This window comes from Cupriavidus gilardii (assembly GCF_017598945.1).
GTDB classification, from domain to species: domain Bacteria; phylum Pseudomonadota; class Gammaproteobacteria; order Burkholderiales; family Burkholderiaceae; genus Cupriavidus; species Cupriavidus gilardii_E.
On the sequence record NZ_JAGFTW010000030.1, the window covers coordinates 120,051 to 135,231 of the forward strand.

Below are 15,181 nucleotides of genomic sequence, written 5' to 3' on the forward strand. Positions count from 1 at the left end.
GGCGGCGGGCCATTTGCAAGCACTCATTCAGAATTTCTGAATATGCCACTCTCTCTCGAATCCCTGGAAGTTCTCGACGCGATCGAACGCAAGGGCAGCTTCGCCGCCGCCGCGCATGAAATGGGCAAGGTGCCGTCGGCGCTGACCTATGTGGTGCGCCGGCTCGAGGAAGACCTCGACGTGCTGCTGTTCGACCGGCGCCGCCACCGCGCCGAACTGACGCCGGCGGGGCGCGCGCTGCTCGACGAAGGCCGCCACCTGCTGCACGCGGCCGACGATCTGGCGCGGCGGGTCAAGCGGCTGGCCACCGGCTGGGAGGCCAGCCTCAATATCGTCGTCGACGACCTGATCAATTTCCGCGCGCTGCTGCCGGTCATCCAGGACTTCTATGCGGAGAACAGCGCCACGCGGCTGCGCTTCGCCAAGGAGGTGCTGGGCGGCTCCTGGGACGCGCTGGTCAGCAACCGGGCCGATCTGGTGATCGGCGGCGCCTACGATGCGCCCAGCACCCAGGGCTTCCAGATCCGCTCGCTCGGCGCAATGCCGTTCGTGTTCGCCGTGGCCTCCCATCATCCGCTGGCCAGCGAGCCCGGCCCGCTGACCAGCACGCAGATCGCCCGCCATCGCATCGTCGCGGTCGGCGACACCTCGCGCAATCTGCCGGCGCGCACGCATGGCGTGCTGGCCGGCCAGGACATGCTGGTGGTGCCGACCATGCGCGACAAGCTCGATGCGCAGATCCGCGGCCTGGGCTGCGGCTGGCTGCCGGCGCCGATGGCGCAGCCGCATATCGAGAGCGGCGTGCTGCAGGTGCGCGAGACCGTCGAGGTGCGCGCGCCCGGCACCTTCACGATCGCCTGGCGCACCAGCCATCGCGGCAAGGCGCTGCAATGGTGGACCGACAAGCTGCAGAATCCGCGGCTCGCGCAGGCGCTGCTGTCGCAACAACCGGGCGCGCCGGAGTAGCCACGCATGACCGCAGTACCGGGGCTGGCCGGGAAGCCCTCCGATCGCCACTACCGCGGCCGCTTCGCCCCCTCTCCCACCGGACCGCTGCATCTGGGCTCGCTGGCCACGGCGCTGGCCAGCTGGCTCGACGCCCGTGCCCACGGCGGCCAGTGGCTGGTCCGCATCGAGGACATCGACTATCCGCGCTGCGTGCGCGACGCCGACCGCCAGATCCTGCAGACGCTCGATCGCCTTGGTCTGCATCCGGACGAGGAACCGGTCTGGCAGAGCCGCCGCGAGGCGCTGTACGCCGAGGCGCTGCACCGGCTCGAGGCGGCCGGGCTGGTCTACCCCTGCGGCTGCTCGCGCAAGGAGATCGCCGACTCGCTGCGCCATGTGCGCGAGCGCCATCAGACCCTGGCCTACCCGGGCACCTGCCGCAGCGGCCTGCATGGCAAGCTGCCGCGCGCCTGGCGCGTGCGCGTGCCGGACGGCGAGAAAGCGGTGCTGTGCTTCGACGATCGCTGGCAGGGCCGGCAATGTCAGGACCTGGCCACCGAACTGGGCGATTTCGTGCTGCGCCGGGCCGACGGCCTATGGGCGTACCAACTGGCAGTGGTGGTCGACGATGGCCTGCAGGGCATCACGCATATCGTGCGCGGCGCGGACCTGCTGGATTCGACCCCGCGGCAGATCCATCTGCAGCGGCTGCTGGCATTGCCGACGCCGGCCTATCTGCATGTGCCGGTGGTCGTCAACGAATTGGGGGAGAAATTGAGCAAGCAGACCGGCGCCGAATCGATCGACGCGCTGGCACCGCTGGACGCGTTGCGCGCGGCCGGCGCGCATCTGGGCTTGCAGAGCGGCCGCGCCGACATCGAAGGCTGGCTGGCCGAGGCGACCGCGCAGTGGGCCGCAAGGTGGGTCGGACCGGCGGCCAGATCGCCCATTGCGCCGCCGTCTGGCGGCGCGAACTAAGCAAACGTTCGGAAGACGATCAGCAGATCAGGACTTGCGCGGCACGCCGCCCAGCAGCGCGGCGACCGGGCGCTTCGGCCGGGCACGGGCCAGACCGACCTGGCGCGGATCCAGCGTCGAGTCCGCAGACGGCTGCGAGGCCGCGGCCGACGGGCTCGGCTCATAGGGCCGCGAGAAGAACGGATCGTCGGCCGGACGGAAGGCGTTGCGCGCGCTGCCGTGATCGGGCTTGCGCGGACGATCGTCGCTGTCGGCACGCGTGCGGCGCGGCTCCGACGAACGTGCGCGGCGGCGGTCGTCGTCCGCACCGCGGCTGCGTTCGCGGGCCGGATCGAAGCCCTCGAGCTGGGCACGCGGAATCTGCCGCTTCAGCATCTTCTCGATATCGGCCAGCAGCCGCTCGTCGCCCGGCACGAAGATCGACAGCGCATCGCCGGTGGCGCCGGCGCGGCCGGTACGGCCGATCCGGTGCACATAGTCCTCGGCATTGAACGGCAGATCGAAGTTGATCACGCAGGGCATGTCGGCGATGTCGAGGCCGCGCGCGGCGACGTCGGTGGCCACCAGCGCGTCGATGGTGCCCTGCTTGAAGCCTTCCAGCGTCTGCATCCGCTCGGTCTGCGTCTTGTCGCCGTGGATCGCGGCGGCATTGATGCCCTCGCGTTCCAGATGGCGCGCCAGGCGCGAGCAGCCGATCTTGCTGTTGACGAAGACGATGCACTGGCGCGACAGGCCCTGGTCGGCACGCTGCTTCAGCAGATGCACCACGGCCTCCTGCTTCTGGCCGTCCTGCACCTGGTAGACCGTCTGGCGCACGTTCTCGTTGGCCGAGTTGCTGCGCGCCACTTCGATCGTCACCGGCTGGTGCAGATAGCTCGCCGCCAGCTTCTTGATCTCGGGCGAGAAGGTCGCCGAGAACAGCAGCGTCTGGCGCTGGGCCGGCAGCAAATTGATGATGCGCTGCAGGTCCGGCAGGAAGCCCATGTCCAGCATGCGGTCGGCCTCGTCCAGCACCAGCATCTGCACCTGCGACAGGTTGACCGACTTCTGCTGCACGTGGTCGAGCAGCCGGCCCGGGGTCGCGACCAGGATCTCGACGCCGCGGCGCAGCGCATCGGTCTGCGGATTCATGTCGACGCCGCCGAACACCACGGTGCTGCGCAGGTCGGTGTGGCGCGCATAGCGGGCCACGTTGTCGTAGACCTGGTCGGCCAGTTCGCGAGTCGGCGTCAGCATCAGCGCGCGCACCGGGTGCCGCGCCGGCGAGGCGCTCGCGTTGGCCATCGGCAGCAGCCGCTGGATGATCGGCAGCGCGAAGCCCGCGGTCTTGCCGGTGCCGGTCTGCGCGGCGCCCATCACGTCCTTGCCCAGCAGCACCACCGGGATCGCCTGCGCCTGGATCGGCGTCGGCTTGGTATAGCCCTGCTCGGTCAGCGCGCGCAGCACGCGCGGGTCGAGCCCGAAGCTGTCGAACGTGATGTCGTCGGTGGGGGTCGGTACAGCAGTGGTGTTCGTGTTCGTGGTCGTGGTCATGGTTTGGGTGTCTGGCGAAGGCGAACCCGGCGCCAGCGGACACGCATCGATCGAACGCAATGGAACTGGCGGTAGCCGCGCAGTGCTTGGCCTGCGCGGTAAGGGCGGCTCGGGGCCGTGGGCCGGTACCGCAATCCGTACCGCAATCCGTACCGCAATCGGCACCATAATTCGGACCGATTTCGAGGCCCTGCCGCGCCGAGATCGGCGACATTTGGCAAGCCGATCAATAGCGCTACAGAATCAAAGACTTAGATTCTACAACAGCGGGCTACTGCGGGGTAGTGCAACGCTGGCGAGTGTGGTACGGCCGTGGTACGGCCACGCCTTGCACCGGCAGGCTAGCGGCGGCTGCGGGGCGATGCACGACGGCCCTTGCGTGCCCTGGCCGCACGCGCGAGCCAGAGCGTCCGCGCCGCCTGAAAGCGCGCGCCCTCGGCCTCCAGCCAGCTTTCGATCGCGGCCACCTCCGGGCTCCGATCGCGGGCCGTGACGAAGTAATAGGCGGCCGGGCTCGGCAGGTGCACGCCGAACAGATCGACCAGCCGGCCCGCCTCGAGATCGTCCAGCACCAGCGCCGCCCGCCCCATTGCCACGCCCTGCCCCGCCAGCGCGGCGCCGATCGCCAGTTGCGATAGATTGAAGCGCTGCCCCTGCTGCAGGTCTGGCACCGTAACGCCGGCCTGCCGCAGCCATCCGCTCCACTCTTCGAACTCGCCCGCGCCGTCCCACGGGCTGACATCGTGCAGCAGCATTGCGCCGCGCAGGTCCGCCGGCGCGCGCAGTTCCGGATGGGCGGCGACGAAGGCGGGGCTTGCCACCGGCAGCAGCCATTCGTCGAGAAAGCGCCGCGCATGCACGTCGCGGTAGGCGCCGGGATCGAAGCGCACCGCCGCGTCGATGCCCTCGCGCAGCATCCGGCCGCGGTCCAGCGCCTGGAATTCGCCATGCACGCGCAAGGCCAAATCGGGATGATCGCGGAAGACGCTGCCCAGGCGCGGCGTCAGCCACCGCATCGCAAAGGACGGCGAACAGGACAGCGAGACCGGCCCCGCCTCGCCGCGCCGACGCAATTGGCCCAGCGCGCCCTCGATGGCCTCGAACGATTCGCGCAGCACGCCGCGCAGCCGCTCGCCTTCCGGCGTCAGCACCAGCGCGCGCGGCGTGCGCAGGAACAGCGGGCGTCCCAGCCACTGTTCCAGTTGCTTGACCTGCTGGCTGACCGCGCCCTGCGTCACGCACAGTTCGCCGGCGGCACGGGTGAAGCTGTGGTGGCGCGCCGCCGCTTCGAAGCAGCGCAGCCAGGCCAGCAAGGAGGCAGAGAGCGTGGCAGCCATCGGCATTCCATTAGTTCGACTAATGCATGACCCAGCAGCAATGATTTGCGGCAAGGGCATGCCGGGAGAACAATGCGATCAGCGAGCCGGCCCGAAGATCGGCACCCCCTCGCTTCCCACTCAACTTGCGACCGTGGCCACCGACATGAACGACCCGACCGATTTCCTCGCCCATGCCGGCGAATCCCCGACACCGGCAGCCACCGCTGCGCCCGCTGCCGATGCCGCGCTGCTGTCGGCACTGGCCGCGGCACAGCCATGCCTGTGGACCAATCCGCTGCTGGCGCCGCAAACCCCCTCGGCGGTGCGGGCTGGCGCGAAGGACATTAGTCTAGCTGATGTCCATGCGGCCCAGGCCCGCTTCGACCGCTTTGCCCCGCTGCTGCGGCGGCTGTTCCCCGAACTGGCCGGCAGCGCAGGCGCGATCGAATCGCCCGTGCTGCCCGCCTCCGCGCTGCAGCCCGCCATCGGCCTGCCGCCGGGCCGCGGCACGCTGTGGATCAAGGCCGATCACAGCCTGCCGGTGGCCGGTTCGATCAAGGCCCGCGGCGGCATCCACGAGGTACTGGAGTTCGCCGAACGACTCGCCGTGCAGCACGCTCTGGTGACCGAGGGCGACGACTACGGCGTGCTGGCCGAACCGGCGGCACGCGCGGTCTTCTCGCGCTACCAGGTCGCCGTGGGCTCGACCGGCAATCTGGGCCTGAGCATCGGCGTGATGGCCTCCGCGCTCGGCTTTCGCGCGGTCGTGCATATGTCGGCCGACGCCAAGCCGTGGAAGAAGGACCGGCTGCGCGCACGCGGCGTCGAGGTGATCGAGCACGCAGGCGACTATCAGCAGGCGGTAGCAGCCGGGCGCGCACAGGCGCAGCAGGATCCGGCCTGCCACTTCGTCGACGACGAGCGCTCGCTGTCGCTGCTGCTGGGCTACAGCGCCGCGGTGCTGCACCTCGACGCGCAATTGCACGAGCACGGCATCGCGCCCGACGCAAGGCGACCGCTGTTCGTCTATCTGCCTTGCGGGGTCGGCGGTGCGCCGGCCGGCATCGCCTTTGGCCTGAAGCAGCGGTACGGCCCGCACGTGCATTGCTTCTTCGCCGAGCCGACGCAGTCGCCCTGCTTCCTGGTGCAGATGATCGGCGCCGAGGTCAACGGCGTCGGCGGCAATCCGTCGGTCTACGACTACGGGCTCACCAATCGCACCGAGGCGGATGGCCTGGCGGTGCCGCGCGCCTCCGAGCTGGCCGCGTCGGCGATGCGCGAGCTGCTGTCGGGCGTCTACACCGTGGCGGACGAACAGCTGCTGCGCGACCTGTATCTGGCGAAGCGGGATGCCGGCATCGAGATCGAGCCATCGGCCGCGGCGGGCTTCAGCGGCCCGGCGATGCTGACGGGCACCGAGGCCGGACAGGCCTGGCTGGCCCGTCATGGATTGACCGACCTGATGGCCACCGCCACGCATCTGGTCTGGACCACCGGCGGGCTGTTCGTTCCCGCGGAGGAATACCGGCGCTTTCTGGCGCGCGGCGAGGCGCTGGCGGCTTCGTCGACGCCGCGCTGAGCGGGCGGGGCGATCAGGCACAGCCCTGCAAAGAGCAAGGGCCGGCGATCTCGCGATCGCCAGCCCTCACCCTACCCCGCTAAGACAGGCAAGCTACGGTGCGCCCATGACGGGCGCGGGCGTATCAGTCGCCCTTGATGCCGTTGTCCTGGATGACCTTGCCCCACTTCTTGTCGTCGGCGCGCATGCGCGCCGCCAACTGCTCGGGCGGCATGTATGCCGCCACGGTGCCCGCGCCCAGCATCTTCTGCTGGACCGTCGGATCGGCCAGCGCGGCCTTCAGCTCGGCCGACAGCTTCGCGATGATGTCCTTCGGCGTGCCGGCCGGCGCCAGCAGGCCGCCCCAGGCGGTCGCCTCGAAGCCCGGGAAGCCCTGCTCGGCCACGGTCTTGACGTCTGGAGTGAAGCTGACGCGCTTGGCCGAGCCCACCGCGATTGCACGCAGCTTGCCCGCCTTGATGTGCGGCAGCGCGGCGATCATGTCGGAGAACATCATCGGCACCTGGCCCGCCAGCAGATCCTGAATCGCCGGCGCGCTGCCCTTGTACGGCACGTGCTGCACGTCGAAGTCGCCCAGGTTCTGCAGCAGTTCGGTCGACAGATGACCGAAGCTGCCATTGCCGGCGCTGGTGTAGTTCATCTCGCCCGGCCTGGCCTTGGCCTTGGCGATGTACTGCTGCAGCGTGGTGACGTCGGGCAGCGCGTTCGGATTGACCACCATCACGATCGGCAGATCGTAGGCGGCGCCGATCGGCGCGAAGTCCTTGAACAGGTCGTAGCCCTTGCGATTGACCAGATGCGGCGCGATCAGCGTGGGCGTGGCCAGCACCAGCAGCGTATAGCCGTCGGCCGTGCTCTTGGCGACGTTCTCCGCGCCGATGGTGCCCGACGCGCCGGGACGGTTGTCGACCACCACCGGCTGCTTCAGCGATTCGCTGAGCTTCTGGCCGATGATGCGCGCGGCGGTATCGGTCGGGCCGCCCGGCGGGAACGGCACCACCAGCCGGATCGGCTTGGAGGGATAACTGTCGGCGAACGCCTGGGTGGCGAACAGCGGCAGGGAAACGGTCAGCATCGCGGCGCCGAGGCGGCGCGCAAAGGTACGGCGGCTTGTGTTCTGCATGGCAACAAGAGAAACGTCATCCGAAATCGGCGCGGTCCGCGTCGGACGCGCCGGCGAAACAGGCAACTCGAGCGATTCGCCGGGCATCCGGTGGGCCCGGCGAAGCTGGATCGATCCCGTCAGTTCCAGTCGAAACAAGGCGTGGTTGGTCTCCTTGTGGTGCTTCGTGGCCGGTGGTCCGGCCTTGTCTTTCTTGGGAAGGAAGGGCGGCCGTTGCACCGCCCCGCGAATCTGGTGGTCCGGTCGTCGCGGGCGTCAATCCGCCGAGGCGATCGAGAACGGCCCCGGACGGAACAGGCACGCGTCCATCGGCCGCAGGTCGGGCGCGACCGCGATCGGCGTCGCGCACTGCGCCAGCACATCGCGCTCCAGGTCCACGCCGGGCGCGATCTCGATCAGCGTCAGGCGCGCCTCGCCGCACGAGTCCGCGCTCACGTCGGGGCGCATCTCGAACACCGCGCGCTCGGTGATGTACAGCACCGGCACGCCCAGCGAGGCGACATACGGCCCGTTGAAGCTCAGGTGCGAGACTTCGGGCACGACCTTCTTCACCCGGCCCTCGCGCGCGATATGCAGCTGGCCGCCCTCGGCGCGCACCTCGAGTCCGCCCGCCGTCAGCGTGCCCATGAAGACCACGGCCTTCGCGCTCTGCGTGATGTTGATGAAGCCGCCGACGCCGGCGATCAGCGCCTGCGTGCCTTCGCCGAACTTGCTGACATTGACGTTGCCGTGGCCGTCGAGCTCGGCCAGGCCGAGGATCGCCAGATCGATGCCGCCGCCCTCGTAGAAATCGAATTGCGACGGCTGGTCGATCACCGCCTCGGGGTAGGCCGACGCGCCGAAGCTCAGGCCGTCGGCCGGCGTGCCGCCGATCGGGCCGGCCTCGACCGTCAGCGTGAAGCCGTCCAGCCCGGCCTCTTCGGCCAGCATGCCGACCGCCGCCGGCATGCCGACGCCGAGATTGACCACGCGCGGCCGGCGTCTGGCCAGCTCGAGCACCGCACGGCGCTGCGCGATGGTGGGGGCGTCCAGCACGGGCGCGGGCACGGCCTGCGTGTCTTGCGTGGCGGCTGCCGTCGCCGCTTCGGATTTCGCCGCCGCCTCGCCGCGCCACGGCGTCACATAGGCGGCGTTGAAGCGCTCGGCGAAGGTCATCTGGTGGTGCGCCGGGTTCTCGCTGACCACCACGTAGTCGACCAGAATGCCCGGCACATGGATCGCCTGCAGATTGTCGTGATGATCGACCAGCTGCTCGACCTGCGCGATCACGATGCCGCCCGAGTTGTGCGCGGCCTGCGCCATCGCCAGCAGCTCGTGATGGAAGGCCTCCCGGTGCGTGCTCAGGTTGCCGCGCGGATCGGCCGCGGTGCAGCGGATCAGCGCGCAATGGATCGGGAAGCTCGGATAGAACAGATAGTCGTCGCCGCGGAAGGACACCGCCTCGACCCAATTGGCGTGGCCCTCGGCGATCGCCTCGCGCGCCCGCCGGTTGATCGCGCCGCCGTGGTAGCGCGGGTCAAGCTCGCTGCGCGGATCGACAAAGGTGTGCAGGCCGATCTTCGTCATCACGCCCGGCTTGCCGCCGGCGATCGCGCGGTACAGGTGCGTCAGCACGCCCTGCGGCAGGTTGTAGCCCTCGCACTGCTCGGCCATCGCCAGATCGGCGAGCCGCGTCGCCGAGCGCCAGTGGCCGCCGACGATCGACGCGGTCATGCCCGCATTGCCGAAGTGATTGACGCCGCGAGCGCCGCGGTCGCCCTGCCCCGCCGAATAGACCAGCGTCAGGTCGCGCGGCAGGCCGCTTTGCAGGAAGCGGCGCTCCAGCGCCTCGGTCACCGCCTCGGCATGGCCGGCCCCGACGAAGCCGGCGCTTGCCACCGTCCATCGGTCCTGTACCAATGCCGCCGCCTGTTCTGCGGTGATCACCTTCATGCTGTCTCCTGGTGCTGCGGCGCGCCCTGGCGCGGCGCTGTCGCCGTCGGCGCCCGGCATGGGAGCGCGCTTGTCGGCGGAATTGGGCGATGCGAATCCGTGCTTCGAATCGGCGGTTCGCGAGTTGCGAACATTTGTTCGCGGAACGCCGTATCATACGGACGACCCGCCGGGTCGCGCAAGCCCGAAGTCCGCACTAAAATCGCCGCAACGCTCTGCTGACGTATATTTCACGTCACTTCAACGCTCGATCGAGGACGATCTCCATGCCCGAAGCCGAGGCGCCCACGCAGAAAAAGGATGAGTTGCTCGACTCCCTGAACAAGGGATTGGCGCTGCTGCGGCTGTTCGCCAGCGGCGTCGAGAGTCTGACCATGCAGGACGTGGCCGACCGCCTCGATGTCACGCGGGCGGCGGCGCGCCGGCTGCTGTTGACGCTGCAGCACAACGGCTACCTGGCGCAGAACGGCCGGCAGTTCTCGCTGACGCCTCGCGTGATGGAGCTCGGCTACGCGTATTTCGCGTCGATGAGCCTGCCGCGGCTGGCCCAGTCGCATCTGCGCGGGCTGGCGACCCGCTGCGGCGAAACCTGTTCGATCGGCATGCTGGACGACGACGCCGTCGTGCTGGTCGCGCGCGAGGAGCCGCGCCAGATCCTGCGCGTCGACATGGCGATCGGCCGCCGCATGCCGGCCTACGCGCATTCGCTGGGCCGCGTGTTGCTGGCCGGGCTGGACGACGAGGCGCTGGCGCACTACCTGGCGCGCGCGGCGTTGCGAAAACTGACGCCGTTCACGGTCGATTCGCGCGAGGCGCTGCAGGCCACGCTGACGAAGGTGCGCGAGGACGGCTATTGCGTGCTGGTCAGCGAGCTGGTCGACGGCTTCGCCGGCATCTCGGTGCCGCTGCGCGACCAGACCGGCAAGGTGGTCGCGGGCCTGGGCTTCAGCATGGTGCTCGGCAGCCGCAATGCCGGCACGCTGATCGAGCGCTATCTGTCGCCGCTGCGCGAAGCCGCCGCGGAGATCGAGGCGGTGTTGCGGTCGCGCTGACCCGGCCACGCCGTTCACGTCCGCACTCCAGGGCGAAAAAAGCCCCGCAAGCCGGGGAGCTGCGGGGCGTCAGTGGTAGCGGGGCCGACATGCATTCGAGCCCACGGCCGCTATCTTGCTTGAGGTTGCGCGGCGGCACATCACCCGCCTGTAGGGTGGACGCCGATATGCTGCGCCCGGCGGCATGCCGCTACCATGCCGCTACCATGCAGCCTTCGAACACGACAAGAACAGGCAAGGGACGGAGCCATGGAACTCAGACAACTGCGCTACTTCGTCACGGTGGTGCAGCACGGCAGCATGGGCAAGGCGGCGCTCGAGCTCGGTGTCGTCACCTCCGCCCTGAGCCAGCAGATCAGCCGCCTCGAGAGCGAGCTGTCGACGCGGCTGCTGCAGCGAACCTCCAGCGGCGTGGTGCCCACCGATGCCGGCCTGGCCTTCTGGCGCCAGGCGCAACTGGCGCTGCGGCATATCGACGATGCCGCCGAAGCGGCCCGGCACGCGCGGCTGTCCGGCCATGTCAGCGTGGGACTGGCGCCGACCACGGCCAGCGTGCTCGGCCTGCCCTTCATGCGCGCGATGGCCGAGCGCTACCCCGACGTGCGGCTGCGCATGGTCGAAAGCCTGTCGGGCTATCTCGCCTCGATGCTGAACGCGCGCCAGATCGATCTGGCGATGCTGTTCAACGACGAACCCGCGCAGCGCTGGACCGTGCAGCCGCTGCTCGACGAACGGCTGTTCGTGATCGGCGTGCGCTCGCTCGCCGGCATGCCCGATGGCGAAGGCGTCGCCATGGCGTCGCTGGCCGGCCTGCCGCTGGTGCTGCCAAGCGGCACGCACGGGCTGCGCGCGCTCGTGACGAGCTGCTTTCACGATGCCAGGGCGCAGCCGCGCATCGTCGCCGAGGTCGATGGCCTGGCGGTGCTGATGGACGCGGTGCAGGGGGGCCTGGGCGCGACCATCCAGCCCGGCGCGGCGCTGGCCCGCACCCATAGCGACCAGCTCGCCAGCGTGCCGCTGCTCGACGAGCGCGCGAGCCGGCCGAACCTGCTGGTCAGCCTGAACGACGACGAACTGTCGCCGGCCGCACTGGCCGCGCGCGTGGTGCTGACCGATGTCGCGCGCACGCTGGTGCGCGAGGGCAAATGGCCGGGGGCGACGCTGCGGGTCGCGGCGCTCGACGAGGCGGACCAGACCGACCTGCCGGCAGCCTGAAAACACGGGGTCGGCACAAATTCAAATTTACTGAACAACTATTTCGCAAACACGTCAGCTTGGCGGCTCACCCGGTCCGTATAGTTCACTCCATCGCAGCACACCACCACAACGAAGCGCGCCGCGATGGATTCAACCAATTTCACCAAAGGAACCGCCATGTCGAACCCGAAGCTCGAAGTCCTGACCCCGCAAAACAGCCAGCTGATCATCATCGACCACCAGCCGCAGATGGCCTTCGGCGTGCAATCGATGGACCGGCAGTTGATGAAGAACAATGTGGTGGGCCTGGCCAAGGCCGCGAAGATCTTCGACATTCCGACCGTCATCACCACGGTCGAGAGCGAATCGTTCTCGGGCTATACCTACCCCGAACTGCTCGACGTGTTCCCGAACCAGAAGACGCTCGAGCGCACCTCGATGAACTCGTGGGACGACCAGAAGGTGCGCGACGCGCTGGCCGCCAACGGCCGCAGGAAGGTGGTCGTGGCCGGGCTGTGGACCGAGGTCTGCAACACGACCTTCGCGCTGAGCGCGATGCTCGAAGGCGACTACGAGATCTACATGGTGGCCGACGCGTCGGGCGGCACCACGAAGGAAGCGCACGACTACGCGATGCAGCGCATGGTCCAGGCCGGCGTGGTGCCGGTGACCTGGCAGCAGGTCGCCCTGGAATGGCAGCGCGACTGGGCACGCCGCGACACCTACGACGCCGTGATCGGCCTGGCGCAGGAACACTCCGGCGCCTACGGCATGGGCATCGACTACGCCTACACGATGGTCCACAAGGCCGCGCAACGCACCGCCACGCCGCACGAGTCGATCGCGCCGGTGGCCGCAAACTGAAGCGGAACCGCGTCGCGCCCGCGGCTAGAACAAGCCGAGCTGCCGGCTGACCACGTTGTCGAAGGCGTCGCCGACGAAAGGCAGGATCGCGTCGGCGACCGGCTGCAGCTGCCGCGTCAGATAGTGGTCGTAGTCGATCGGGGCCCGGCGCACCTCCAGCGGTTCGGGGCCCGCGGTGGTCATCACGTACTGGATCCACGCGCCCTGCCGGTATTGCAGCGGCCGGCCGCGCTCGCGGTTGAAGTCGTCGGCCACGCGGGCCGCCCGCACATGCGGCGGCACATTGCGCTGGTAGTCGTCCAGCTGCCGGCGCAAGCGCTTGCGATAGATCAGCAGCGCATCGAGTTCGCCGCGCAGCAGCTTCGCGACGTAATCGCGAACATAGTCCGCATACGGCTCGCCCTGAAAGACGCGGCGATACAGCTCCTGCTGGAAGGCCTGTGCCAGCGGCGACCAGTCGGTGCGCACCGCCTCCAATCCCTTGAACACCATCTGCTCGCTGCCGTCCGCGCCGCGCACCAGCCCGGCGTAGCGCTTCTTGCTGCCATCCTCGGCGCCGCGCACGGTCGGCATCAGGAAACGGCGGTAGTGGGTCTCGTACTGGATCTCCAGCGCGCTGTCGAGCCCGTATGCCGCGCGCAAGTGTTCGCGCCACCAGCCGTTGATGTGCGAGACCAGCTCGCGGCCGATGCGGTCCGCCTCCTCGTCGGCATGGCGGCGCCCCAACGCGACAAAGGTCGAATCGGTATCGCCGTAGATCACCGTATATCCGCGCCCCTCGACCAGCTCGCGCGTCCTGCGCATGATCTCGTGACCGCGCATCGTGATCGACGACGCCAGCCGCGCATCGAAGAAACGGCAGCCGGTCGAGCCCAGCACGCCGTAGAACGCGTTCATGATGATCTTCAGCGCCTGCGACAGCGGCTTGTTGCCATCGCGCTTGGCGGCATCGCGGCCCTGCCAGATCTCCGCGACGATCGCAGGCAAGGCGTGGCGGTGGCGTGAAAACCGCGCACCGCGGAAGCCGGGTACGGTGTCGGCCGGATCGTTCGCCTGGATGCCTTCCACCAAACCGACCGGATCGATCAGGAACGTGCGAATGATCGACGGATACAGGCTCTTGTAGTCGAGCACCAGCACGGAGTCGTACAGCCCCGGGCGCGAGTCCATCACGAAGCCGCCGGGGCTCGCTTCCTCCGGCTGATCGCCCAGGTTCGGCGCCACGTAGCCGAGCCGATGCATGCGCGGCATGTACAGATGCGTGAAGGCGGCCACCGAGCCGCCGCTGCGGTCTGCCTCCAGGCCGGTGACGGTGGCGCGGTCCAGCAGAAACTGCAGCAGCTCCGCCTTCTGGAAGATCCGCGTGACCAGCTCGCAGTCCTTCAGGTTGTAGCGCGCCAGCGCCGCCTTGTCGGTGGCGAACATGCGGTCGATCGCATCCATCCGGTCGTACGGATCGTCGATGTCCTTGCCCTCGCCGAGCAGCGAGCGCGCGACGAATTCCAGGCTGAACGAGGCGAAGCTCCAGGTCGCCGATCGCATCGCCTCGATGCCGTCGATGATCAGCCGGCCGGGCAGCGCGGCGAAGTAATGGTGCTCGCGCGTGCCGTGCTGCCGCCATTCGAGCGGCGTGCCACCGCGGCCCAGGCGCAGCGGCACCTTTAGCCGCTCGGCATGCTGGCGCAGCACGCGCAGATCGAACTGCACGAGGTTCCAGCCGATGATCGCATCGGGATCGTGGCGGTCGAACCAGGCGATCAGCCTGTGCAGCATGTCGGCGGGGGTGTCGCAGTATTCGAGGCGGTGACTGGGCGAGCGCCCTTTCCCTCTCCCCTGCCCCTCTCCCGCAAGCGGGAGAGGGGAGAGGACGGGTTCGCTTTGTTCGCTTTGATCGCTTTGTGCGCTTTGTTCGCTCCCTCTCCCCCTCAGGGGGAGAGGGTTGGGGAGAGGGGGTGGTGTCGAAGCCCAGGCATCGCTGCGCTCGTCCTGCGCATCGCTGCCCGTCGGCGGGCCAAGCATCAACACCGTGCGATCGCCGCAGCCCTCGAGCGCAATCGAATACAGATCGCCCTGCATGCTGGTCTCGATATCGAGCGACACGCAGCGCAGCCGCGGACGATAGCTGGCCGCCGGCTTGATCTGCACGTCGACCAGCGCGCCATCCGCGTCCGGCCGGCCGGAAAACTGCACCGGCGCCGTGATGAAGCGCTCCATCAGATAGCGCTCCGGCGGACGGATGTCGGCCTCGTAGACGTCGATGCCGGCCTGCCGCAACGTCTTCTCGATGCGCAGCAGTTGCCGGTACTGGCGGCAGTAGACACCGATGACCGGGCGCTGCCGAAAGTCCCTCAACGTCAGCGGCTTCACCTCGACCTGCGGCTCGCCGCGCAGCAGCGCCTCGACGCGCGGTTGCTGCTCTTCGGGAACAAAGGCGACGCACGGCTGCGGCGGCAGACGCAGGCGCCGCGGACCGTCATCGGTGGCCAACCAGATTTCGATCTCGGTGCCAGCGGGCGTGTCGTGCCAGTGGCGGGTCAGGATGAAGCCGTGCTGCGGCGGGGCCACGGTGGGGTGTTGGGGAAGAATCGAGGATCTGGGCATCTCCAGCCCGTACGGCCGCAGGTCGGCGGCGAGTCTACCATGGGGCTTCGCCGGC

General features: G+C 68.9%; 11 protein-coding genes. 6 read left to right on the top strand and 5 right to left on the bottom strand.

From position 1 onward, the window contains the following. Positions 1 to 42: 42 nt before the first annotated feature. Positions 43 to 966, top strand: a complete 924-nt coding sequence (locus J5T34_RS10935) for a LysR family transcriptional regulator (protein WP_174107567.1) — start codon at positions 43 to 45, stop codon at positions 964 to 966. Positions 967 to 972: 6 nt separating this feature from the next. Then, complete coding sequence (gene gluQRS / locus J5T34_RS10940) at positions 973 to 1,926, top strand: tRNA glutamyl-Q(34) synthetase GluQRS (RefSeq protein WP_208579756.1); 954 nt, start codon at positions 973 to 975, stop codon at positions 1,924 to 1,926. 27 nt (positions 1,927 to 1,953) lie between these two features. Here the strand turns inward: gluQRS and J5T34_RS10945 are convergent, their stop codons facing one another. Together J5T34_RS10945 and J5T34_RS10950 are read right to left on the bottom strand one after the other, a co-directional pair. Further along, positions 1,954 to 3,459 carry a DEAD/DEAH box helicase gene (locus tag J5T34_RS10945; protein WP_208579757.1) on the bottom strand — a complete coding sequence of 502 codons (1,506 nt, stop codon included), beginning with the start codon at positions 3,457 to 3,459 and terminating at the stop codon, positions 1,954 to 1,956. Between the two features lie 341 nt (positions 3,460 to 3,800). Continuing rightward, positions 3,801 to 4,796 carry a LysR substrate-binding domain-containing protein gene (locus J5T34_RS10950; protein ID WP_208579758.1) on the bottom strand — a complete coding sequence of 332 codons (996 nt, stop codon included), beginning with the start codon at positions 4,794 to 4,796 and terminating at the stop codon, positions 3,801 to 3,803. Positions 4,797 to 4,941: 145 nt separating this feature from the next. Between J5T34_RS10950 and J5T34_RS10955 the strand changes: the two genes are divergently transcribed. Next, positions 4,942 to 6,357, top strand: a complete 1,416-nt coding sequence (locus tag J5T34_RS10955) for a D-serine ammonia-lyase (protein ID WP_208579759.1) — start codon at positions 4,942 to 4,944, stop codon at positions 6,355 to 6,357. Between the two features lie 124 nt (positions 6,358 to 6,481). Here J5T34_RS10955 and J5T34_RS10960 read toward each other — a convergent pair whose 3' ends face one another. Then, entirely contained in the window at positions 6,482 to 7,480 is a 999-nt protein-coding gene (locus tag J5T34_RS10960) for a Bug family tripartite tricarboxylate transporter substrate binding protein (RefSeq protein WP_208579760.1), read from the bottom strand. Positions 7,481 to 7,735: 255 nt separating this feature from the next. Continuing rightward, positions 7,736 to 9,412: an acyl CoA:acetate/3-ketoacid CoA transferase gene (locus tag J5T34_RS10965; protein WP_208579761.1), complete on the bottom strand. Its 1,677-nt coding sequence runs from the start codon at positions 9,410 to 9,412 to the stop codon at positions 7,736 to 7,738. A 266-nt stretch (positions 9,413 to 9,678) separates the two neighbouring features. Here J5T34_RS10965 and J5T34_RS10970 point away from each other — a divergent pair, with 266 nt between their 5' ends. The 3 genes from J5T34_RS10970 (at position 9,679) to J5T34_RS10980 (ending at position 12,525) form a co-directional block, all read left to right on the top strand. Next, on the top strand, positions 9,679 to 10,464 hold the full coding sequence (locus J5T34_RS10970; protein WP_208579762.1) for an IclR family transcriptional regulator domain-containing protein: 786 nt from the start codon (positions 9,679 to 9,681) through the stop codon (positions 10,462 to 10,464). 249 nt (positions 10,465 to 10,713) lie between these two features. Further along, positions 10,714 to 11,679 (top strand): LysR family transcriptional regulator, encoded by a 966-nt coding sequence (locus J5T34_RS10975; protein ID WP_208579763.1) that lies wholly within the window; start codon positions 10,714 to 10,716, stop codon positions 11,677 to 11,679. Between the two features lie 159 nt (positions 11,680 to 11,838). Continuing rightward, positions 11,839 to 12,525 (top strand): hydrolase, encoded by a 687-nt coding sequence (locus J5T34_RS10980; RefSeq protein WP_208579764.1) that lies wholly within the window; start codon positions 11,839 to 11,841, stop codon positions 12,523 to 12,525. Positions 12,526 to 12,549: 24 nt separating this feature from the next. Here J5T34_RS10980 and J5T34_RS10985 read toward each other — a convergent pair whose 3' ends face one another. Beyond that, positions 12,550 to 15,126 (bottom strand): DNA polymerase II, encoded by a 2,577-nt coding sequence (locus J5T34_RS10985; RefSeq protein WP_244258822.1) that lies wholly within the window; start codon positions 15,124 to 15,126, stop codon positions 12,550 to 12,552. Positions 15,127 to 15,181 lie beyond the last annotated feature (55 nt).

Excerpts from the sequence above, each read along its gene's own strand:
- J5T34_RS10950 (WP_208579758.1), bottom strand. The coding sequence starts at position 4,796 with ATGGCTGCCACGCTCTCTGCCTCCTTGCTGGCCTGGCTGCGCTGCTTC.
- J5T34_RS10955 (WP_208579759.1), top strand. The coding sequence starts at position 4,942 with ATGAACGACCCGACCGATTTCCTCGCCCATGCCGGCGAATCCCCGACA.
- gluQRS (WP_208579756.1), top strand. The coding sequence starts at position 973 with ATGACCGCAGTACCGGGGCTGGCCGGGAAGCCCTCCGATCGCCACTAC.
- J5T34_RS10935 (WP_174107567.1), top strand. The coding sequence starts at position 43 with ATGCCACTCTCTCTCGAATCCCTGGAAGTTCTCGACGCGATCGAACGC.
- J5T34_RS10960 (WP_208579760.1), bottom strand. The coding sequence starts at position 7,480 with ATGCAGAACACAAGCCGCCGTACCTTTGCGCGCCGCCTCGGCGCCGCG.
- J5T34_RS10945 (WP_208579757.1), bottom strand. The coding sequence starts at position 3,459 with ATGACCACGACCACGAACACGAACACCACTGCTGTACCGACCCCCACC.
- J5T34_RS10965 (WP_208579761.1), bottom strand. The coding sequence starts at position 9,412 with ATGAAGGTGATCACCGCAGAACAGGCGGCGGCATTGGTACAGGACCGA.
- J5T34_RS10975 (WP_208579763.1), top strand. The coding sequence starts at position 10,714 with ATGGAACTCAGACAACTGCGCTACTTCGTCACGGTGGTGCAGCACGGC.
- J5T34_RS10970 (WP_208579762.1), top strand. The coding sequence starts at position 9,679 with ATGCCCGAAGCCGAGGCGCCCACGCAGAAAAAGGATGAGTTGCTCGAC.
- J5T34_RS10985 (WP_244258822.1), bottom strand. The coding sequence starts at position 15,126 with ATGCCCAGATCCTCGATTCTTCCCCAACACCCCACCGTGGCCCCGCCG.
- J5T34_RS10980 (WP_208579764.1), top strand. The coding sequence starts at position 11,839 with ATGTCGAACCCGAAGCTCGAAGTCCTGACCCCGCAAAACAGCCAGCTG.